The organism is Halogeometricum sp. S3BR5-2 (assembly GCF_031624635.1).
Taxonomy (GTDB): Archaea; Halobacteriota; Halobacteria; order Halobacteriales; family Haloferacaceae; genus Halogeometricum; species Halogeometricum luteum.
In genome coordinates this window covers 69878-87797 of sequence record NZ_JAMQOQ010000008.1, presented here as the reverse complement: position 1 = coordinate 87797, position 17920 = coordinate 69878, and the positions used below count along the sequence as shown (strand labels likewise).

The following is a 17920-nucleotide window of genomic DNA, read 5'->3' as shown; positions in this document are numbered from 1 at the left end:
TAGTGTTCAGCGGAGTTTCCCGAGCAGTTTGTAGTCGTGATCTGGGGTGTACCGCCGGAACAGCAGGCTGTTCGACAGCACCGACACGCTGGAGAACGCCATCGCGCCCGCGGCGAGCACGGGTTGCAGGAGACCGAGTGACGCGAGCGGGATCATCGCCGTGTTGTAGCCGAGCGCCCAGACGAGGTTCTGCTTGATCTTCGCGAGCGTCGCGTCCGAGATGCGGATCGCTTTCACGACGTCGACTGGGTCGTCGCGCATCAACGTGACGTCCGCGGCCTCGATGGCGACGTCAGTACCCGAGCCGATGGCCGTTCCAACATACGCGACGGCAAGGGCGGGCGCGTCGTTGACGCCGTCACCGACCATCATCGCCTGCCGCCCCTCGTCCTGGATGGACTCGACGGCGTCGGACTTGTCCTCGGGGAGGACCTCCGCGCGGACGTTCTCGGGGTCGATGCCGACCTGTTCGGCGACGGCGCGGGCGGTACGCTCGTTGTCGCCGGTGATCATCATCACGTCGACGCCGCGCTCCTGGAGCTGACTCACCGCGTCTTTCGCGCTCTCCTTGATCGTGTCGGCGTCCGCGACCACACCCACGAGTTCGCCCTCGTAGGCGACGAGCATCGCCGTCTTCCCCTCGTTCTCGAGGCGCTCCATCGTGTCCTGCGCGGGCGACGGGTTGATTCCGTTGTCACGGAGGAGCTTCCGATTTCCGACCAGGACCTCGCTGTCACCGACGGTCGCTTGGATGCCGTGGCCGGGGACGTTCTCGAAGTCGTCCGGGTCGGTCACGTCGATCCCCCGCTCTTCGGCGCCGTCGACAATGGCACGGGCAAGCGGGTGTTCGCTCGCATGTTCGGCCGTGGCCGCGAGCCGCAGGACATCCTCCTCACCGAGACGGTCACGAGCGGTCAGTTGGCCACCATCGGCAGCAGTATCGCCGCCATCCGTGAGCGGCTGTCCGTCACCGTCGAACACGACGACGTCGGTCAGTTCCATCTCACCTTTCGTGAGCGTCCCAGTCTTGTCGAAGACGACCGTATCGACGTCCTTCGCGCGTTCGAGGATGTCACCACCCTTGAACAGCACGCCATTTTGTGCGCCGATAGTCGTCCCAACCATCGTCGCGGCGGGCGTCGCCAGCCCCAGCGCGCAGGGACAGGCGATGAGCACCGCGGAGGCGAAGACGATAACGGCGAACTCGAAGACCGAGACGGCCCCACCTGCGACGGCTGGCCCGCCGGCGACGAGGCCCCACAGCGGGAGCCACTCGACGAAGCCGGCGAGCACCTCGGGGAACAGGAACCACACCAGCCCCCAGAAGACTGCGTTCCCGATGACCGCCGGCACGAAGTACGCAGAGATGCGGTCCGCAAGATTCTGGATGTCGGGCTGGCGCGACTGCGCCTCCTTGACCGTCTGCACGATCTGCTGGAGTGCCGTGTCCTCGCCGACCTTCGTCGCCTCCACGACGAGCACGCCGTTCTCGTTGATGGTGGAGCCGACGACCTCGTCGCCCTCGCTTTTCTCGACGGGGACGGATTCTCCGGTGACCATCGACTCGTCGACCGCCGACTGGCCGTCGATGACCACGCCGTCCGTCGGGATTTTCTCGCCGGGTCGGACCTTCATCCGGTCGCCGACCTCGACGTCTTCCAGCGGAATTTCCTCCTCGTTGCCGTCCTCGTCGACGACGGTGGCCGTCTCGGCTTCCATCTCCAGCAGTTTGCGGAGTGCTTCGCCGGCCTGGCCCTTCGAGCGGGCTTCGAGGTAGTTCCCGAGCGTGATGAACACGAGGATGAGCGCTGCGGTGTCGAAGTACAGGCCGCCCGCGATGAGCCCGGAGAGGACGGCGACGGAGTAGACGTACGCGGTGGTCGAGCCCAGCGCGATCAGCACGTCCATGTTGGCGCGCTTGTTGTTCACCAGCGCATTGTACGAGTTCTTGTAGAACGGCCAGCCGAGCACCAGCTGAACGGGCGTCGCCAGCAAGAACTCGACCCAGCCGAACTCGACACCAAAGACCGTCTCCGGGACGACCCCGCCGCCGAGGAGGTACTTCTCTAGCAGGAAGAAGAGAAGCGGAGCGGCGAGTACCGCACCAAACAGGGTCAGTCGAAGCTGTTTGCGGATCTCAGCCTGTCGCGCGGCGTCGCGCGCGTCCTCACCGGAGTCGCCGTCGGCGCTGTCCTCTCGGACGGGCGAGTAGCCCGCGCTCTCGATGGCATCGTAGAGTGCATCCAGCGACGTGTCCGCGGGGTTGTACCGGACTTGGGCTTCGTCGGTGGCGAAGTTCGCCTCGGCCGCGATGACACCTGGTGTGTTCTCTAGGGCAGTCTCATTGGTCTGTACACAGTTGGCACAGGTCATATCGGAGATGCCGATTGTCACGGTGTCAGACACCGCACCGTACCCGGCATCTTCGATGGCCTCGAATATCTCTTCGAGCGATACCTCGTCAGGGTCGTACTCGACGGAGCCCTCGTCAGTGGCGAAGTTCGCGTTCGCCTCGACAACGCCGTCGAGGGACTCGAGCGCATCGCCAACTGTCGCCGAGCAGTTAGCACAGGTCATCCCTGTGATGTCGAGATGTGCAGTTCGCGTTCCCATTCCTGTCCTATACTACGTGGTCCTTCCTTAGTGCAGTTACTGTTTCGAGACTAGGGCTTTAGACTGGTGTAGAATTTAGATTCAAAGGTCTACTTCCATTTCACCGCCGAAGGATGCCAATGTCGACCCCATCGACTCGGAGCGGAAACCGCGACTACAGCTTAGGCCCCTTCTTCGAGACGCTGATACTGGTCTTCGAAGCGACTACGGCACGACGGACAACAGAAGTGATAGACATCATCGTCGATTCGAACGGATTCGCCCTCGCTATCGACCGTATTCCCACACTCGGCACATGTGATTGCGAACTCAGTGCCGTCGAGTGAGGGCGTCCATTCGAGGTCATCGACGAGCGTCACCGAGTAGTCCGTCGATGGCGCATCTTCGAGGAGGCTATTGATCCACCGTCGAACGTTCTGCCCCTCCGCACGGCCGTAGAACCAGATTTTCCCCTCGGCAGTGACGAAGAGGTGTTCGATACCCTCCGCATCCTGGAGTCGGCTTCGAAGCGGCTCGATAGCCGATGTGTCGTTTTCAAACCGGACGAACACCGGAACGCCAGCTCGCAGCTGTGCCCGGTTCACGTCGATGGTGAAGCCGTTGATGATGTCGGCTTCCTCTAACCGTTTCACACGGTCCGAGACGGCTGGCCCTGAGAGATCCACTTTCTCACCGATGCTACTGAACGAGCGCCGTGCATCCTCTGCCAGTAACGAGAGGATCTCCATGTCTGTCTCGTCTAAATCACGCATATCTACGCATAGAACCCCCGCATCACAAGACTGTTTCCCAGCGTGAGATTTCGAATGCCATTTTCCAATACCGGATAGACTTTGGATTCGAAGCAGAAAATGACAAAGAGGTCCCTCTCGTATGTATCTGTGTATGTCGACGACCATCACCGTTGAGGGAATGACCTGCGGCCACTGTGAACAGACCGTCGAAGACGCGCTTCGAGAAGTGAGCGGCGTGACCGACGCGAACGCTGATAGAGAAGCTGAACAGGCGAGCGTCGATGGCGATGCTGACGTCACGGCACTCGTCCAGGCCGTCGAGGACGCTGGATACACCGCCTCCGCCTGAGAACCACCGGAACGCACGCCACCGACCGCCCCGCCGTTCTCGTTCGTTGCCGACCCTTTCGATGGCACCGCGCTGTATCAGGGTCTGGACAGCATAATAAGGGACGGCACCAAAACCCACGCCATGAGCAACAATCCAGACCACGAGACCTCCGAAAATCCCTCTAAAGAGGGCCACACCTCACATCAATCCGAAGGACCCGTCTACTGTTGTCGAATTTGCCGATTAAAAGCAGAGTCGGAACCACGAGCATCAGCCCACGCGTCATCAGAGCAGCATTCCCACTCTCCTGAGCACGAAGCACAACCTACGGCGGATGAGGCCCCCACGGAATCAGAACCCCCGGACGAACACGCGCAACACGAGCACGATGCCGAACACGCGCACCGCCCCGCTGCGGCCGAGCACGCTCACTCTACAGAAGCAGAGCACGTACACGACGAGCACGACCATGGTGGTAACGCCCACGAGAAGGGACACAGGGGTGGAAACGGGGACCACAGCGATCACACGGATCACTCAGGCCACGAGGCAATGTTCAGGCGACGATTCTGGGTGTCGCTCGCGCTCTCGGTGCCAGTCCTCATCTTTAGCGAATTCATTCAGGACGTCTTCGGCTATACGGCCCCTACGTTCCCCGGGAGTGCGTGGATAACGCCGGCACTTGCGGTCGTGATCTTCGCATACGGTGGTGTGCCCTTCCTCTCGATGGCCCGGACGGAACTGAAAAACCGCGAGCCGGGCATGATGATGCTCATCTCGCTGGCGATCTCGGTCGCGTTCGTCTACTCGGTTGCGAGTCTGTTTCTCGAAGGGACGACACCGTTTTTCTGGGAACTCGTCACGCTGATCGACATCATGCTGCTGGGCCACTGGGTGGAGATGCGGTCGGTCCGAGCAGCCTCAGGGGCGCTCGACGAATTGGCGAAACTCATGCCCGACACTGCCGAGCGCATCACAGAGAGTGGGGATACCGAGGAAGTGCCTGTCTCCGAACTCGGCGAGGACGACATCGTGCTCGTTCGCCCGGGCGCGAGCGTGCCTGCCGACGGCGAAGTCGTCGAGGGCGAGTCGTCCGTTGACGAGTCGATGATTACCGGCGAATCCAGACCAGTCGGGAAAGAGCCCGGATCAGAGGTGGTCGCCGGAACGGTCAATCAGGACGGGAGCCTCCGCGTCAAAATCACGAAGACTGGCGACGAGACGGCGCTTGCGGGCATCATGCGACTCGTCGAAGAGGCCCAACAATCCAAATCTCGGACCCAGTTGCTCGCCGACAAGGCAGCTGGCTGGCTGTTCTACGTGGCACTCGGCGTCGCGGCGATTACGGCCGTCGCGTGGGTCGTCGCCACCGGGTACAATATCACCGTCCTCGAGCGTGTCGTGACGGTCCTGGTTATCGCGTGTCCACACGCACTCGGCCTGGCCGTTCCACTGGTTGTCGCAATCAACACCTCGACGGCTGCCAAGAACGGGATGCTCATCCGCGACCGCATTGCCATGGAGGAATCCCGCAACCTAGACACGGTGATGTTCGACAAGACCGGGACCCTCACGAAGGGCGAACAGGGCGTCGTCGGTGTCGAGACGGCGGGTGACTGGAGTGAAGAGCGAGCGTTCGAAGTCGCCGCTGGTGTCGAGGGTGACTCCGAGCACATGATTGCTCGCGCCATCCGGGACGCCGCCGAGGAACGGAACGTCCAGCGAGCGAGCGTTTCGAACTTCGAGAACTTCCGCGGTCTCGGCGTCAGAGCCACTGTGGACGGCGAGACGGTGCATATCGGTGGACCGAACCTGATTGAGAAATTCGGTATCGAGCGGCCCAACGAAATCGCTGCCTTCGCGGAGGAAGCTGGCTCGAACGCAGAGACGGTTATCTACCTGGTTCACGACGAATCCGAAGTCGTCGCAGCATTTGCGCTGGCGGACGTTATTCGGGAAGAAAGTCGGCAGGCCATCGAGGCGCTACACGCGATGGACATCGAGGTGGCGATGCTGACCGGTGACTCGGAGGACGTCGCACGGGCTGTCTCGGAGGAACTCGGTATCGACCAGTACTTCGCGGAGGTACTCCCCGACGAAAAGGACACGAAAGTCGAAGCGCTCCAGTCCGAGGGGAAACTAGTCGCGATGGTCGGCGACGGCGTCAACGACGCGCCAGCACTCACGCGAGCTGACGTCGGTATTGCCATCGGTTCAGGGACCGACGTCGCCATCGAGTCTGGCGATATCATCCTCGTCGACAATAATCCGCTGGACGTGGTGCGGCTCATCAAGCTCTCGAAGGCGAGTTACCGGAAGATGCAGGAGAATCTCGTCTGGGCGACCGGCTACAACGTTTTCGCGCTCCCACTCGCTGCCGGAGTCCTCGCACCGATCGGCATCCTGCTGTCGCCGGCCATCGGTGCCGTGTTCATGTCGCTGTCGACGATCATCGTCGCTATCAACGCCCGTCGTCTCCGCAGCGCCGATATTTCCGTGCCCGACATTGGTGCGTGATCCCTATGGCACTCCAGGCGACACAGACATTGTTCAGCGTCGGTCTCCTATCTGGGGGACTCCTACTGGGTGGCCTCCTTGCTACCATCGTCAGTCCAACATTCCAGTTCTGGCCGCACGGAACGCGGAACTGGACATTCTGGGTGAGCTGGAGTGCGTGGATGCTATACGGTGTTGGTCTGGTCGGCGTTGCATACCTCGACTGGTGGCACTGGTACGAACCACCGGTGGTGGTGCAACTCGTCTGTGTGCTTGTTTTCGTAGCAGGCACAGCGCTGTCCATCTGGGCGATGTGGACACTCGGATTCTGGGAGAGCAGTGGTCTCGAAGGCCACCTTCAAACTGAGGGACCGTATCGCTTCTCTCGCAATCCACAGTACGTGGGGTTCATCGCCATGCTCGCCAGCGGAGGCCTCCTCGCAGGTTCGATTCAAACGGTCATTCTCGCCATCGGTGGAATCGTGTGGTTCCTGCTCGCACCACTCGCCGAAGAGCCGTGGCTCCGCGAGCAGTACGGCGACGCCTACGAGGAATATCTCAGATCGGTGCCGCGGTTCCTCGGCCGAACGCACCGCGAACCACCGCAGCAGGAACAGACCGACCGAACGAAGGGAGGGAACCAATGACCAGTGATTCACCACACCAGATCGAAGTCGGGGGTAGGACGATTCCATCCGGTGAGAAGTCTCAGTTCCGGTATGCCGTCGCGACAACGTTTCACGACGACGCGATTGAACTGCCAGTCACTGTCGTCAATGGTGACCAAGCGGGACCGACAGTCTGCTTGACAGCCGCAGTTCACGGCGACGAACTCAACGGGGTCAAGATCATCCAAGAGGTCGCAGCCGAGTACGAACCGAGTGATCTTCACGGGACGCTTGTCTGCCTCCACGTACTGAATGTCCCAGGATTTCTGGCCCAGCAACGGTACATCCCGATCTATGACGAAGATCTCAACCGCTCGTTCCCTGGCAGTGCTCGAAGTACGCTAGCAAAACGGCTCGCAAACACGATTTACGAGGAGTTCATCTCGAAGTGTGACATCGGGCTTGACTTCCACACGTCGACGCGCAACCGCACGACGATGTACCACGTCCGCGCAGATATGCGCGACCCGGCTGTGGAACGACTCGCCCGCGCGTTCGGCACGAGCGTCATCCTCGACGGCGAGGGTTCACGAGGGACACTCCGACACGTGGCCTGTCAGGACGGTATCCCCACGGTCACGGTTGAGATGGGGCGCGCCCATCGATTCCAGACCGCGCACCTCGACCGAGCGCTCCACTGTGTCGCGAGCGTCCTCGCCGAACACGAGGTCCTTCCCAACCAACCGGTGTCCTGGCCCGGGTGGACGCGCGTGGTCGCCCGCGACGGTGAGAAAACGTGGCTCCGTGCCGAAACTGGGGGGCTCGTCGAGATGGAGTGGGGCCCGCACCCTCTCGTTGAGGAAGACGAGCCGCTGTTCACGATTTCCGACCACTTCAAGAACGACATCGAGACGATTCGCGCTCCATCGACCGGCATCGTTGTCGGTGTCCTCGAAAATGCAGTGGCGTACCCGGGCCACCCGCTGTGTCACTTCGTGAGCGTTGACGAGGGAACCGCCGACATCATTCGCGACGACATTGAGCGGGGCGTGTTCGACGTCTACCGTGAAGGTGGATTCCAATGGCCCGAACCTCGCTGGTACGCCCACCACGAACACGAAACTGATTCAACACACTCTGAAAACACTCATGACACTGAACGAGAGAATAGAGACGACTGAGCCGTCTCATCCGATATTCGCGCGGCTGTATGATCCGGTGATGAAACCGGCAGAGAGAACCGTGCTTGCCGAACACCGCCGCTATCTCGTGGATGATATCGCCGGGGCGGTTCTGGACCTTGGTGCGGGGACAGGTGCGATGTTTCCGCACGTTAGAGAAGCAGCTGCTGACAGCGGAACTGTCACACTGTTCGCGATTGAGCCAGACCCACATATGCGCCGGAAAGCGCTCGAACGAGCACGCGACCTCGGGCTTGAAATCGAGATCGAAAGCGCCGGTGCAGAAGCACTCCCGTTCGCTGACGATTCCTTCGATGTCGTCATCGCGTCACTCGTGTTCTGTACCATCCCCGATTTTGATGCCACACTCTCCGAGGTGGCCCGGGTACTGAAGCCAGGTGGTGAGTTCCGGTTTCTCGAGCACGTCCGCGGGGAAGGCGCCGTGGGTATCGCCCACGACGTACTCGCGCCCGCATGGCACACCGTCGCTGGCGGGTGTCACCTGAATCGTGAGACGGACGAAATATTTCGAGACGACGATCGATTCGAACTCGTAGATTACACACGGCTGGAGGACATCCCGCGGATCGTTCCAATCGTCCGTGGGACGCTCAAACGCCGACGTATGGGTTCGATTCTTTCTCGTTTCGTGTGAGTAACCACGTCAGAGCGGCTTCGCTTTCGCAACGAGGATGACGTGCTGCAGGAACGGCAACGCACGGTGCGCGGCCCTCACCTGTTCGGTAATCGCCGTTGGATCGAGGTCATACGCTCGTAACAGTCGTTCGATGAGCGACCGAATCGGACTCCCGAGAAGCTGAAGGTACAGCGTCGTCCACTTCCGAAACCGCCCGACGCTGTGGTTCGTGATGTTCTCGACAGTCTTGAGTTCGAGATTCGCGTCTTCGAGACCGGCCGTGTACTGCTCGACCGCCCCTATTGACGGCATGTCCCACGCGTCTGCAAACGAGTCGACGAACCTCCGTTCTGTCTCAGTTACGTCGGACTGCACCACGAGGTCGGAGAGGACGAGAACTCCCTCCGGTTCGAGAACATCCGCGACCGCGGCGAAGACGCTGTTCCGGTCGGGGAGATAAACGAGGGCATCGATGGCTGTGCACGCGGTAAACGAGTCCGTCGCGAACGGAAGCTGTGTGGCGTCGCCGCCGACGAAATCGGTTTCGACGCACTTCCCGCGTGCGTTCTCGGTTGCCCGCTTGAGGTTGTACGGAACGAGATCCAGTCCAGTAACTCGGAAGCCGAATCGGTCGGCGAGGTGGATCGCCGGCCCCCCTCGGCCACAACCGACATCGAGGAGACGAACTCCGTCCGTTGCGGATAGATGTGACGAGACTCTCGATCCGACTTCCGTGACGAGTCGACGCTGACTCGATCCGACAATATGTGGCTGGTACCACTCCGAATAGCCGAGATTGAGGAACTCGTCAGTGTCGAGCAGGAGATCGAAGGCCCGCCAGATGTCGGCTCGTTCACCGCGGTAGGAGAACTGATCGGTGATTCGGTTGCGTAGAGTACTCTGATCCATCGGTCACCTATTCGAGTTCGGAAACCTCTGAATAGCAGTACTCAGATTCGTCGCAGTACGCGAGGTCGGTACACCCGCGAGGACGCTGGTAGTCGATTCCCTTGTGCCGTCGGAGATACGTCACGTATCCATCGTCGATACGGTCGAGGATGTCATGACAAATCCACTTCTCCCCAAACCAGTTGGCACCCAAATTCCGATACGGACAGAGAAAGATCGTCCGCTCGACTGAATCGACCTGTGGTGTCTCGACGATCCGGACGCCGACGAGGCGGTACGCCACGCGGAGGCGCTTGACGACCGAATCCGGTGTGTTTGCGCCGACGAAGAGAACATACGCGATCACGTATCCGATATCGTGGAGGAGTCGTCTAATCATCGTTCAGACCATCGTCTGCCGTCCCAAAGAATCTTGACCAGTTTCACTCGATCAGGCTCCTATATTTCGGCGTACACCTCATCCGTCTTCCCGTCACCGAGTGCGTAGACGATGAACGAGTCGGACTTGGACCCGCCCATTCCCGGCGACCCGGCCGGCATTCCGGGCAGCGCGATGCCGTCGATGGCCGGCTCTTCGTCGAGTAGCGTGGCGATAACCTCGGCAGGGACGTGTCCTTCGACGACGTATTCGTCGAGAACGAGCGTGTGACAACTCTGTAGTTCCGTGGGAATGTTGTGTTGCTGCTTGAGGGTAGTCACGTCCTCAGCCTCGGTTTCTTGGAGCGTCGTGTCGAGGTACTCCCGCAAGTACGACGCGTACTGTCCGCAACAGCTGCAGCCTGGCGAGCTGAACTGTTGGGCGTTCGTCACTGACAGCATCCCCTCGATTGCCCACTGGTCCTCACTTGGCGACCCCAGACAGCCGGCGACTCCGAGTGCGACGGTCGTCCCGCCGACCCGGAGTAGTCCACGGCGCGTCACATTCCGCTTCATACGTACTTCAGTTTGTCAGCAGGTATCTACAGTACGCCGACCTTTCCTGCGTATTGAGAACGGATGCAAACACGGCGGAGGGTATTAACCTTCGTTTTGCCCCAGAGACTGAGAAGATAACTACGCAGTACGTCCCACTTGATCCTATGAATTGGTCGTCAGGGGTTCGGCGCATAGAGCGCGTACAAGATTGAAAGCATTCCCGCTGCCGCGACTAGTGCAGCCACGAGACCTGCCTGGAAGATTGATACCTGGAGCAGTTCGAATAGCACTCCTTCGAGGAGCCCGCCGAGGCCAATTAGTGCGAACCCAAGGGCGACGTAGAGCATCAGCTGTGTTCCGTGGCGTTGGTAGCCGCGATAGGCTTGGTACGCGATGACCAGAGCCAACGCGGTCATGAACAGCTTGGCGATGACGAATAATGTGTGTTCCATGAATCAGTCTCCTCGCATGTTTTCGAAGATGGATGTAATCCGGTCCGCGGGATCCGGCCGGACATCGATATGGATGTCAAACCCCTCGTCTTGGAGGAGGACTTCGATACGTTCGAGACGTGCCTCATACTCCCGATAGTGCCGACCAGCGGGATCGACGTGCGTGTACTCTTCGAGAAGTCCTTGCTCGACGAGTGTGTTGACGCGACGGGAGACGGTTGGGCGTGACATATCGCATTCCTCGCTGAGTTCTTTTGCAGAGAGTCGGTCCGTCTTCGTCGCCACGAGAATATCACGAGCGTACTCGTCGTCGAGTGTGGCAAAGACGGCTGGTGGGCTCAACTCCTCAGTCACACTCGCATACTCGTCCTAGTGGGGTAAAATAGCCGCCCGGTTTTCTGACTCAGAACACTGGCTTACCGGTATATCGTCTCTCCCTGCGTACACTCACTCGGTGAAGTAACAATGTCTACGATCAACTCTGGCGTCAACCAACTTGAGAGCAAGGTCGGCGGACTGACCGTCGGTGGACGTGTCCACAGCCTGAGCGCGTGGTTCGTGCTCGCGCTACGTCTCATGATGGGCTACGCGTTCGCGTACTCGGGATTCACGAAGATCGTGGCTGCCGAGCCGTTCTCGGCGGGTGGCTACCTGGCGAACGTCGCGGCGACCAACGGCAACCCCCTCGCGGGAATGTTCGCGTGGATGGGTTCGACCCCGTGGTTCGTCGAGTTCGCGAACGTAGCTGTCCCGTGGGGCGAGCTGTTCATCGGTCTCGGACTGCTCGTCGGCGCTGTCGTCCGCCTCGCGGCGTTCTTCGGCGCGCTCATGATGGTCATGTTCTACTTCGGGAACTGGGACATCGCCCACGGCGTCATCAATGGCGACTTCGCGTACATGCTCGTGTTCCTCGCGGTTGCGGCGTTCGGTGCGGGCCGCATCCTCGGGCTCGACAAGTACATCGAACAGTACGAGGTCGGCGGCGAGGCGCTCGTCGAGCGCTACCCCGTCCTCGAGTACATCCTCGGCTAACCACGCCGAACCATTTCAGGAGAAATATACATGACAAACTCAATTCAACCACGCGGTACTCGTTCCCTCGGACTGATCGTCGTCGGTGCGCTGACGGTCGCGGTTATCGGGGGTATGGCCCTGACGCACGCAGCCGTCCCGGACGCGGTGATGTGGGACTGGCACTACGGAATGTGGGACGACGGCCACATGACCGGCTGGGGGCTATGGGGATGGGGCATGATGCTGTTCGGCATCCTCTGGATGGCCCTCATCATTGGTCTACCCATCTATCTCGTCTATTGGCTGGCTACCCAATCTCAGGCTGACGGACCCGCCGAGGATAGAGCCCTCGTGACTCTCCGTGAGCAGTACGCCCGCGGTGAGATCGACGACGAAGAATTCGAACGCCGCCGTGGCCGCCTCGCGGCGAATCGCTAACATACGTCGCTACCGAAGAGGAGAGCTACTACCGACATCCTCCGAGATGGAAATCACACCCATCGCGGATTTTCAGATAATTCATGGACATTGGAGTAGCTGATCTGTACGAGAGAACCTACGCAGGCGCAGACTCTCCAATCTCGATGTACTGATGCTCCCACTCACGGCGAGCTTCGATTTCACGGCGGCCGCGGCGCGTGAGCGTATAGACGTTCGTCCGGCGGTCCTTCTCACCTTTCTCGACGAGGCCTTTCTCGACGAGCGTGTCCAGATTCGGATAGAGCCGGCCGTGGTTGATCTCCTGTTCGTAGTAGTCGTCGAGTTCGGCCTTTACTGCGAGCCCGTGTGGTTCCTCAAGCCCGGCGATCACGTACAAGATATCCCGCTGGAACCCGGTTAGATCGTGCATCCGTCCGTTCCCTATCTTTGAGGGGTGGCATATGTTCTCTCTGGTGCTCGAAGGCCAATATTCGATACGACGAGGCGAGAACCCTGCGTGAGAACTTCGAACCTTTATATAGTGGACAAGAGAAGTCCGCGATGGAATGTCTGACCTAATCGTCAAAGCAGCCGTGAAGGACGCACTCTCGGACCACAACGTCTCGGCAGATTTCTACGATTCCCTCAACGAAGAGGTCGCCGAACTGCTCGACGACGCCGCAGAGCGTGCTGAGGCCAACGACCGGAAAACGGTCCAGCCCCGCGACCTGTAGGCCTGCGTAACGCAGCCAAACCCGGCACTCGAACGTAGCTTTTTGAGGTTCCTGTTCAGAAGTTAGGAAACGGAGATGGCGGACGCACCGGATACCGAACGGCAGGCGGTCGAACCCGATGCGAGAGAAGTCCTTAGCGTGTCCCAGCTGAACGACCGGATCGCGTCGGTCGTCCAGGACACGCCTGCCCTCAACGGCGTCCGCTGTATCGGAGAGGTCACTGACCTCCACAAGAACAGTACGGCGCTCTACTTCACGCTCACCGACGGCGACGCCGAGCTCCCCTGTATGATCTGGGCGAACCGCTATCGGAAGATGGACGCCGACCTCGAGGACGGCACCGAGGTCATCCTCGAAGGCGATATCGACTACTGGACTGAGGGCGGGAAAATCGATCTCAAGCCGTGGGAGGTGATCGTCGTCGGCGACGGTGACCAGGCGGCTGCCGTTGAGCGACTGCGAAGCGAACTCGAAGAGCGTGGCTGGTTCGACGACGAGCAGAAACAGCAACCGCCGGCGTTCCCGGAGCGGGTCGGTGTTGTGACCTCACTCCGAGGGGATGCTCGGTACGACATCCAGAGCGCGATCCACGAACAGGACCCCACCGTCGACATCCTGGTGAAGGATGCGACCGTCCAAGGGTCAGAGGCACCGACGTCTATCGCGAACGGGATTCACCATCTGGACCGCTCCGAGGACGTCGATTCCATCATTGTCGGGCGGGGCGGTGGAAGCGATTCGAACCTCCAGGCGTTCAACACCGAGCGGGTCGCGGAAGCGATCTTCACTGCGAACACGCCGATCGTGACCGCTATCGGCCATACTGACGACCGGCTAATCGCGGATCGGGTGGCAGATATGGCCGCGATCACACCGACAGCGGCCGGCGAGTACATCGCGAAGTCTCGGAATGATTTCCTGGCTAGCGACATTGACCCGCTTGAGCAACAGCTTGAGGGCGCGTACGAGACCTTTGAACAGGAGCACGAACACGAACAGAAACTGGCCGAGGTAGTCGAAGAGGCGACCGCGCCTGAAGGTCTGTCGCCGGTTTACTACAAAGTTGCAATCGCCGTGCTGCTGGTGCTGTTGCTGCTCATCACCGCACTTTGGCTGGGGGTGATCTAAGCGATGGCGAAAGACTCGGACATCAGGAGTCGGATGAACCGCATCGAAGAGATTATCGACCAACTCGACGCGGATGAGGTATCACTTGATGAAGGGAGTGAGCTGTACGAGGAAGGGCAGGAGTTGCTGACTGAAATCCGCGAGCGACTCCACGAAGGCCAGGGCGAGGTCATCGAGATCGAATGAGGAACGGGGACAGTATCGACTGTCTCTCCGCGTTAACCAACAGCCTGCCGTTGATCACAAGATTGTTGGTTAAGGTCGCTGCCCACGGCTACCCTTCAGGCTTAACTGCGATGTGCTCCCATCTCGAACCGTTCGGCGAGAATTCCAATGTTCCATGAGACGGTTCTGATATTCGGCGTCTACCTACTCGCGTGTGGTGTAGCGTGGATCCTCCACGAGTCCGCACACTACGCCGTCCACAGGCTCTATGCGGAATCAGTCTCGTTCGGTGTCAATCGACGTGGCCCATACGTCGACGCCGTTTACGCCCCGTCTGCTCCGACAGTCGCTATCCGACTCGGTTCGATCGCACCGACTCTCCTCTATACCCCTATTGTCGTACTCGGAATCATAGTCTATCTATCATCGTATCCGATTCCACAGCTGGATCCAGTCGGGTGGTCGCTTGTCGCCGTTCCCCTCGTGATTTTGATTTTTCCGACAGCTGCTGATATCCAAGCGTGTCTCAACGCCTCAGAATAGCGTTTCTTAACGTGTATTCGGTCTCCGTCAGACAAACACTTCATTAGTTACATAGTCAGATTTTAAGAAATTCACTGGCCGTCAGTATTTAGTAGATAAGACGCAAGTATGTGCAAATGTATCATGGCACAAGCCAGTCCCCGCAGTACCCCCCGTGAACCTGATACGGACGAGCGGTCCTCCGTGTCAATTGAAGCGTGGTTGGAGGCGGTCAGTAGAGAACTGGATCCCGCCGAGTGCGAGGGCCTCTCCGAACTCGGCATCTACTCGATCCACGAACACAGCAGCGCCCGCACGATCACCCTTCCCGAGGATGCGGACGAGTTCGAGGACGCGACGACGGTAAAGCAGTACTATTTCGAGGGCGAGGATTGCCCGCTTCTCATCGTTGCTCCGCTGCAGGTCTAAGTCGCCCTGTGGGTCGTAGATCAGCAGTCGGCGTCGTCTTCTTTGTGGTCGGAATAGAATTGGATGAGATACTGGAATCGGCCTGTATCACTCGTGAATGAGTCGAGTTCTTCCTGTAACCACTCGTATTTGTCCTGCGGGATTCGCATATTGATTCGGGCCACATCGTCGCTAACATCCGAGCCGGAGTTGCTGGCGCTGGTCGCTGTGTCTGCGTCTGACATTAGTTCGACCCAAGCTATGCGGTCGCATATATCCCAGTAGAATGAGAACTTCTCTAGAGAACTTGGAGAACTTTGAAGATCTCCAAATTCATTCAAATTTTCTGACCTCTTTTAGTCGTGCTATCCGTTCCCACAAACGATGTGTGCTAAGGTCCCCTCCGGTGAGACGCCGGCCAGTACTGAGGAATCGACGTCCGTCATTCGGATCATCCACAGGTCCATCGGCCCGATCCTGCTGGCGCTCCTCCCGCTGATCCTGTTCGTAGGGACGGCGGCCGCACAGTCGGATCCAGGGAGCGCATTCTGCGACTCGAACATGGCCGATACCATCCAGAACATCTTCACTATCATCCAGTTCGGTGGGCCGCTCATCGGCGGCGTCCTCGCGCTCGGCGCGACGGTGGCGATCCCGTTCACCCGTCGCTCGGACTGGAAGAAGGAGATGAAATCTGTCCGGAATCAGGGCCTGCTCTGGGGCGTGATCGTCGCCCCCCTCGGGACGGAGATCGTCCAGTTCATCCTGAACAACATCGTGGTCGGTGGCACGAGTTGTGGGTTCTAACTACGCAACAGGATTCGCACTCGTCATGTCCGCCGTCCTCGTCGCATCGACAGCCGCCGTTCCAGTGGGCGCCCATCCCCCAAATAGTACTGACCACGGCGTCCCGGAGGAGACCTTTCACAAACTGTGGTCGGGGGATCAAGACGGTGCGACCGACGGTGCGAATCTGAGTAACGGGTCGGCGGTTGAGCAGCTTGGCGAGGGGACTGATGTCCCGTTCGATTCGCCCCCGCGGGCAGTTGAGCGATGGAACCGTGGTGACCACCAGGAGTTCCCGGCGACCAACAGCTCCGTGTCGATCCATCCACCAGATGCGGACCTCACCAGCGACCAGTTCATCAAGGAAGCCTATACTGAGGTGTTCGCCGTTCAGCCGTCCACCCGAGCGCGCCTCTCGTCGTCCAGACAGCCGCTTTACGTCGCTCCAGACGGGACGCTCCGCGGGACCGTCGATTACCGGGTGGCGGTGCCGCCTGACGACACATCCGGCGATCGACGCGTCTACTGGAGTCTGGAGAGCCACCAGGTTGAGGAGACGAAACTCCTCGTCGACGGCGACGAAGAGACGACGGCTGGTGGTTCCCACACGCCGGCACTCTCGTACTCCTTGGATGGATACGCCGGCGAGGACCACCAGCTCACGCTCCAGGCGAACATCTCCGTCCGGCTTCGGAAGGAGGTCGAAGTGTGTACCGCCCACAACGACGAGGGCGATTGTACCAACCGGGAGAGCTCCGTCTCATACCCGACCGAGACCGTCACGGTAACCGATTCTATTGAGGTCACGAAGTACGACCTCGCGGTATCAGGGTTCATCGCCGAGTATCCAAACGGCGACCTCGGCCTCGTCGTCTACAAGAACCAGCCGTGGCTCGGCTACCAGTTGCCCAACGGTGACGTCCGAGGTGTCTGGCGGTTCTACTCGGCCCGAGACAAAGACTGGGATACACTGGTCTACAGCTCGGACGACGGACAGCGGACCGCCCACTCACCGCTCCATCCACTCCAGGTGAACGCGTACCCCATCGAGACGGGGCCGACGCCGTCGCCTCGCCGGAACGTGACGATACTGGACGTGTACGGCACGGCGACGTCGCCGCCGACCCTCCCGTCGAACATTTACCTGGACGTCCTCACGGAACCGTACACCGCCAGCTACGGCATCGCGACCCGGGCCACGACCGACGAGCAGCCCGAAACCGTCCGTGCGTGGGGACTCGTCAGAGGTGTCGAGGCAGAGCGGCCCGCCGATGAGTTCGCTCGAATCCAGATCTACGAGAGCAACCTCACCCTTGGGGTGGTGAACCAGACCGAAGACACCGTCACCGTCCGGGTTACGCTCCTGAACGCGAATACCGACGCACCAATCAACACCGCCGAACGGGACGGCTACGTTGTCGTCAACGGGCAGCGGGTGAACACGACCGGCAATGGAACCGTCACGACGACGATCGAACGGCCCCCAGGCGGTGTGTCGGCCCGATATGAACCCGGTCACTGGTGGCTAAATTCCCCGGGATATACCAGCGACTCGGACACTGTCCTGCTACAAGGGACCGTACTCCAAATCCTGTCGACGCTGTTCCGAATCGGCGTCCCAGTCTCGCTGTTCCTCCTTGCGGTATTCTTCGTTGACCGCATCACTGGCTGGAGGATTTGGCCCCCATGGAGGTCACTATGATGTCGGGAAAACACCTCACAACTCACGACTCTGAGTCGGAACAGTGCGTTAGCCGACGGCGTCTCTTGGCGTGGTCCGGGACGGCGATAATAGGTGGATTAGCAGGTTGTGCTGGAAATGGCAACCAAGGGAACAATTCCGAATCGCCAGCTACGACCTCCTCAC

23 protein-coding genes are annotated in these 17920 nt (G+C 60.0%); 14 read left to right on the top strand and 9 right to left on the bottom strand.

Annotated elements, in window-relative coordinates; translation table 11 throughout:
- Nucleotides 1–6: 6 nt before the first annotated feature.
- Together NDI79_RS21825 and NDI79_RS21820 are read right to left on the bottom strand one after the other, a co-directional pair.
- Complete coding sequence (locus tag NDI79_RS21825; protein ID WP_211087809.1) at nucleotides 7–2613, bottom strand: heavy metal translocating P-type ATPase; 2607 nt, start codon at nucleotides 2611–2613, stop codon at nucleotides 7–9.
- A gap of 161 nt (nucleotides 2614–2774) precedes the next feature.
- Nucleotides 2775–3365, bottom strand: a complete 591-nt coding sequence (locus NDI79_RS21820) for an AsnC family transcriptional regulator (protein ID WP_211087810.1) — start codon at nucleotides 3363–3365, stop codon at nucleotides 2775–2777.
- 133 nt (nucleotides 3366–3498) lie between these two features.
- Between NDI79_RS21820 and NDI79_RS21815 the strand changes: the two genes are divergently transcribed.
- The 5 genes from NDI79_RS21815 to NDI79_RS21795 all read left to right on the top strand — a co-directional run bounded on the left by NDI79_RS21815 (nucleotide 3499) and on the right by NDI79_RS21795 (nucleotide 8618).
- Entirely contained in the window at nucleotides 3499–3696 is a 198-nt protein-coding gene (locus tag NDI79_RS21815) for a heavy-metal-associated domain-containing protein (protein ID WP_211087811.1), read from the top strand.
- 534 nt (nucleotides 3697–4230) lie between these two features.
- Nucleotides 4231–6195 carry a copper-translocating P-type ATPase gene (locus NDI79_RS21810; RefSeq protein WP_245333066.1) on the top strand — a complete coding sequence of 655 codons (1965 nt, stop codon included), beginning with the start codon at nucleotides 4231–4233 and terminating at the stop codon, nucleotides 6193–6195.
- 5 nt (nucleotides 6196–6200) lie between these two features.
- Nucleotides 6201–6821 carry a methyltransferase family protein gene (locus tag NDI79_RS21805; protein ID WP_211087813.1) on the top strand — a complete coding sequence of 207 codons (621 nt, stop codon included), beginning with the start codon at nucleotides 6201–6203 and terminating at the stop codon, nucleotides 6819–6821.
- Nucleotides 6818–7963 carry a succinylglutamate desuccinylase/aspartoacylase family protein gene (locus tag NDI79_RS21800; RefSeq protein WP_211087814.1) on the top strand — a complete coding sequence of 382 codons (1146 nt, stop codon included), beginning with the start codon at nucleotides 6818–6820 and terminating at the stop codon, nucleotides 7961–7963. The genes NDI79_RS21805 and NDI79_RS21800 overlap by 4 nt, the downstream gene beginning before the upstream one ends.
- On the top strand, nucleotides 7932–8618 hold the full coding sequence (locus NDI79_RS21795) for a class I SAM-dependent methyltransferase (protein WP_211087815.1): 687 nt from the start codon (nucleotides 7932–7934) through the stop codon (nucleotides 8616–8618). The genes NDI79_RS21800 and NDI79_RS21795 overlap by 32 nt, the downstream gene beginning before the upstream one ends.
- Before the next feature lie 9 nt (nucleotides 8619–8627).
- On the opposite strand, the gene NDI79_RS21790 is transcribed toward NDI79_RS21795, so the two are convergent.
- The 5 genes from NDI79_RS21790 to NDI79_RS21770 all read right to left on the bottom strand — a co-directional run bounded on the left by NDI79_RS21790 (nucleotide 8628) and on the right by NDI79_RS21770 (nucleotide 11230).
- Nucleotides 8628–9509 (bottom strand): class I SAM-dependent methyltransferase, encoded by an 882-nt coding sequence (locus tag NDI79_RS21790; protein ID WP_211087816.1) that lies wholly within the window; start codon nucleotides 9507–9509, stop codon nucleotides 8628–8630.
- 7 nt (nucleotides 9510–9516) lie between these two features.
- Complete coding sequence (locus NDI79_RS21785) at nucleotides 9517–9888, bottom strand: hypothetical protein (protein WP_211087817.1); 372 nt, start codon at nucleotides 9886–9888, stop codon at nucleotides 9517–9519.
- Between the two features lie 59 nt (nucleotides 9889–9947).
- Entirely contained in the window at nucleotides 9948–10442 is a 495-nt protein-coding gene (locus NDI79_RS21780) for a DUF411 domain-containing protein (protein ID WP_211087818.1), read from the bottom strand.
- Nucleotides 10443–10600: 158 nt separating this feature from the next.
- Nucleotides 10601–10876 carry a DUF7521 family protein gene (locus NDI79_RS21775; protein ID WP_211087819.1) on the bottom strand — a complete coding sequence of 92 codons (276 nt, stop codon included), beginning with the start codon at nucleotides 10874–10876 and terminating at the stop codon, nucleotides 10601–10603.
- A gap of 3 nt (nucleotides 10877–10879) precedes the next feature.
- On the bottom strand, nucleotides 10880–11230 hold the full coding sequence (locus tag NDI79_RS21770; protein WP_310902020.1) for an ArsR/SmtB family transcription factor: 351 nt from the start codon (nucleotides 11228–11230) through the stop codon (nucleotides 10880–10882).
- Between the two features lie 111 nt (nucleotides 11231–11341).
- On the opposite strand from NDI79_RS21770, the gene NDI79_RS21765 reads away from it, so the two are divergent.
- Nucleotides 11342–11908 (top strand): DoxX family protein, encoded by a 567-nt coding sequence (locus NDI79_RS21765; protein WP_211087821.1) that lies wholly within the window; start codon nucleotides 11342–11344, stop codon nucleotides 11906–11908.
- A 30-nt stretch (nucleotides 11909–11938) separates the two neighbouring features.
- On the top strand, nucleotides 11939–12328 hold the full coding sequence (locus NDI79_RS21760) for an SHOCT domain-containing protein (RefSeq protein ID WP_211087822.1): 390 nt from the start codon (nucleotides 11939–11941) through the stop codon (nucleotides 12326–12328).
- A 118-nt stretch (nucleotides 12329–12446) separates the two neighbouring features.
- Here NDI79_RS21760 and NDI79_RS21755 read toward each other — a convergent pair whose 3' ends face one another.
- Entirely contained in the window at nucleotides 12447–12740 is a 294-nt protein-coding gene (locus tag NDI79_RS21755; RefSeq protein WP_092893800.1) for a PadR family transcriptional regulator, read from the bottom strand.
- 136 nt (nucleotides 12741–12876) lie between these two features.
- On the opposite strand from NDI79_RS21755, the gene NDI79_RS21750 reads away from it, so the two are divergent.
- The 5 genes from NDI79_RS21750 (at nucleotide 12877) to NDI79_RS21730 (ending at nucleotide 15288) form a co-directional block, all read left to right on the top strand.
- On the top strand, nucleotides 12877–13044 hold the full coding sequence (locus tag NDI79_RS21750; protein ID WP_211087823.1) for a DUF1931 domain-containing protein: 168 nt from the start codon (nucleotides 12877–12879) through the stop codon (nucleotides 13042–13044).
- 75 nt (nucleotides 13045–13119) lie between these two features.
- Nucleotides 13120–14172: an exodeoxyribonuclease VII large subunit gene (gene xseA / locus NDI79_RS21745; RefSeq protein ID WP_310930755.1), complete on the top strand. Its 1053-nt coding sequence runs from the start codon at nucleotides 13120–13122 to the stop codon at nucleotides 14170–14172.
- Between the two features lie 3 nt (nucleotides 14173–14175).
- Nucleotides 14176–14358 carry an exodeoxyribonuclease VII small subunit gene (xseB, locus tag NDI79_RS21740; RefSeq protein WP_092635467.1) on the top strand — a complete coding sequence of 61 codons (183 nt, stop codon included), beginning with the start codon at nucleotides 14176–14178 and terminating at the stop codon, nucleotides 14356–14358.
- 147 nt (nucleotides 14359–14505) lie between these two features.
- Nucleotides 14506–14880, top strand: a complete 375-nt coding sequence (locus NDI79_RS21735; protein ID WP_310930754.1) for a hypothetical protein — start codon at nucleotides 14506–14508, stop codon at nucleotides 14878–14880.
- Between the two features lie 183 nt (nucleotides 14881–15063).
- Nucleotides 15064–15288: a hypothetical protein gene (locus NDI79_RS21730; protein WP_245333058.1), complete on the top strand. Its 225-nt coding sequence runs from the start codon at nucleotides 15064–15066 to the stop codon at nucleotides 15286–15288.
- Nucleotides 15289–15308: 20 nt separating this feature from the next.
- On the opposite strand, the gene NDI79_RS21725 is transcribed toward NDI79_RS21730, so the two are convergent.
- Nucleotides 15309–15512: a hypothetical protein gene (locus tag NDI79_RS21725; protein WP_211087827.1), complete on the bottom strand. Its 204-nt coding sequence runs from the start codon at nucleotides 15510–15512 to the stop codon at nucleotides 15309–15311.
- Between the two features lie 139 nt (nucleotides 15513–15651).
- Between NDI79_RS21725 and NDI79_RS21720 the strand changes: the two genes are divergently transcribed.
- Together NDI79_RS21720 and NDI79_RS21715 are read left to right on the top strand one after the other, a co-directional pair.
- On the top strand, nucleotides 15652–16074 hold the full coding sequence (locus tag NDI79_RS21720; protein ID WP_004594540.1) for a hypothetical protein: 423 nt from the start codon (nucleotides 15652–15654) through the stop codon (nucleotides 16072–16074).
- Nucleotides 16075–16099: 25 nt separating this feature from the next.
- Nucleotides 16100–17755 (top strand): DUF8186 domain-containing protein, encoded by a 1656-nt coding sequence (locus tag NDI79_RS21715; RefSeq protein ID WP_310930753.1) that lies wholly within the window; start codon nucleotides 16100–16102, stop codon nucleotides 17753–17755.
- Nucleotides 17756–17920: the final 165 nt, after the last annotated feature.

Coding starts and splice junctions, on each gene's coding strand:
- NDI79_RS21750 (WP_211087823.1), top strand. CDS start 12,877: ATGTCTGACCTAATCGTCAAAGCAGCCGTGAAGGACGCACTCTCGGAC.
- NDI79_RS21765 (WP_211087821.1), top strand. CDS start 11,342: ATGTCTACGATCAACTCTGGCGTCAACCAACTTGAGAGCAAGGTCGGC.
- NDI79_RS21760 (WP_211087822.1), top strand. CDS start 11,939: ATGACAAACTCAATTCAACCACGCGGTACTCGTTCCCTCGGACTGATC.
- NDI79_RS21790 (WP_211087816.1), bottom strand. CDS start 9,509: ATGGATCAGAGTACTCTACGCAACCGAATCACCGATCAGTTCTCCTAC.
- NDI79_RS21810 (WP_245333066.1), top strand. CDS start 4,231: ATGTTCAGGCGACGATTCTGGGTGTCGCTCGCGCTCTCGGTGCCAGTC.
- NDI79_RS21825 (WP_211087809.1), bottom strand. CDS start 2,613: ATGGGAACGCGAACTGCACATCTCGACATCACAGGGATGACCTGTGCT.
- NDI79_RS21795 (WP_211087815.1), top strand. CDS start 7,932: ATGACACTGAACGAGAGAATAGAGACGACTGAGCCGTCTCATCCGATA.
- xseA (WP_310930755.1), top strand. CDS start 13,120: ATGGCGGACGCACCGGATACCGAACGGCAGGCGGTCGAACCCGATGCG.
- NDI79_RS21755 (WP_092893800.1), bottom strand. CDS start 12,740: ATGCACGATCTAACCGGGTTCCAGCGGGATATCTTGTACGTGATCGCC.
- NDI79_RS21720 (WP_004594540.1), top strand. CDS start 15,652: ATGTGTGCTAAGGTCCCCTCCGGTGAGACGCCGGCCAGTACTGAGGAA.
- NDI79_RS21725 (WP_211087827.1), bottom strand. CDS start 15,512: ATGTCAGACGCAGACACAGCGACCAGCGCCAGCAACTCCGGCTCGGAT.
- NDI79_RS21775 (WP_211087819.1), bottom strand. CDS start 10,876: ATGGAACACACATTATTCGTCATCGCCAAGCTGTTCATGACCGCGTTG.
- NDI79_RS21715 (WP_310930753.1), top strand. CDS start 16,100: ATGTCCGCCGTCCTCGTCGCATCGACAGCCGCCGTTCCAGTGGGCGCC.
- NDI79_RS21815 (WP_211087811.1), top strand. CDS start 3,499: ATGTCGACGACCATCACCGTTGAGGGAATGACCTGCGGCCACTGTGAA.
- NDI79_RS21805 (WP_211087813.1), top strand. CDS start 6,201: ATGGCACTCCAGGCGACACAGACATTGTTCAGCGTCGGTCTCCTATCT.
- NDI79_RS21785 (WP_211087817.1), bottom strand. CDS start 9,888: ATGATTAGACGACTCCTCCACGATATCGGATACGTGATCGCGTATGTT.
- NDI79_RS21780 (WP_211087818.1), bottom strand. CDS start 10,442: ATGAAGCGGAATGTGACGCGCCGTGGACTACTCCGGGTCGGCGGGACG.
- xseB (WP_092635467.1), top strand. CDS start 14,176: ATGGCGAAAGACTCGGACATCAGGAGTCGGATGAACCGCATCGAAGAG.
- NDI79_RS21800 (WP_211087814.1), top strand. CDS start 6,818: ATGACCAGTGATTCACCACACCAGATCGAAGTCGGGGGTAGGACGATT.
- NDI79_RS21735 (WP_310930754.1), top strand. CDS start 14,506: ATGTTCCATGAGACGGTTCTGATATTCGGCGTCTACCTACTCGCGTGT.
- NDI79_RS21820 (WP_211087810.1), bottom strand. CDS start 3,365: ATGCGTGATTTAGACGAGACAGACATGGAGATCCTCTCGTTACTGGCA.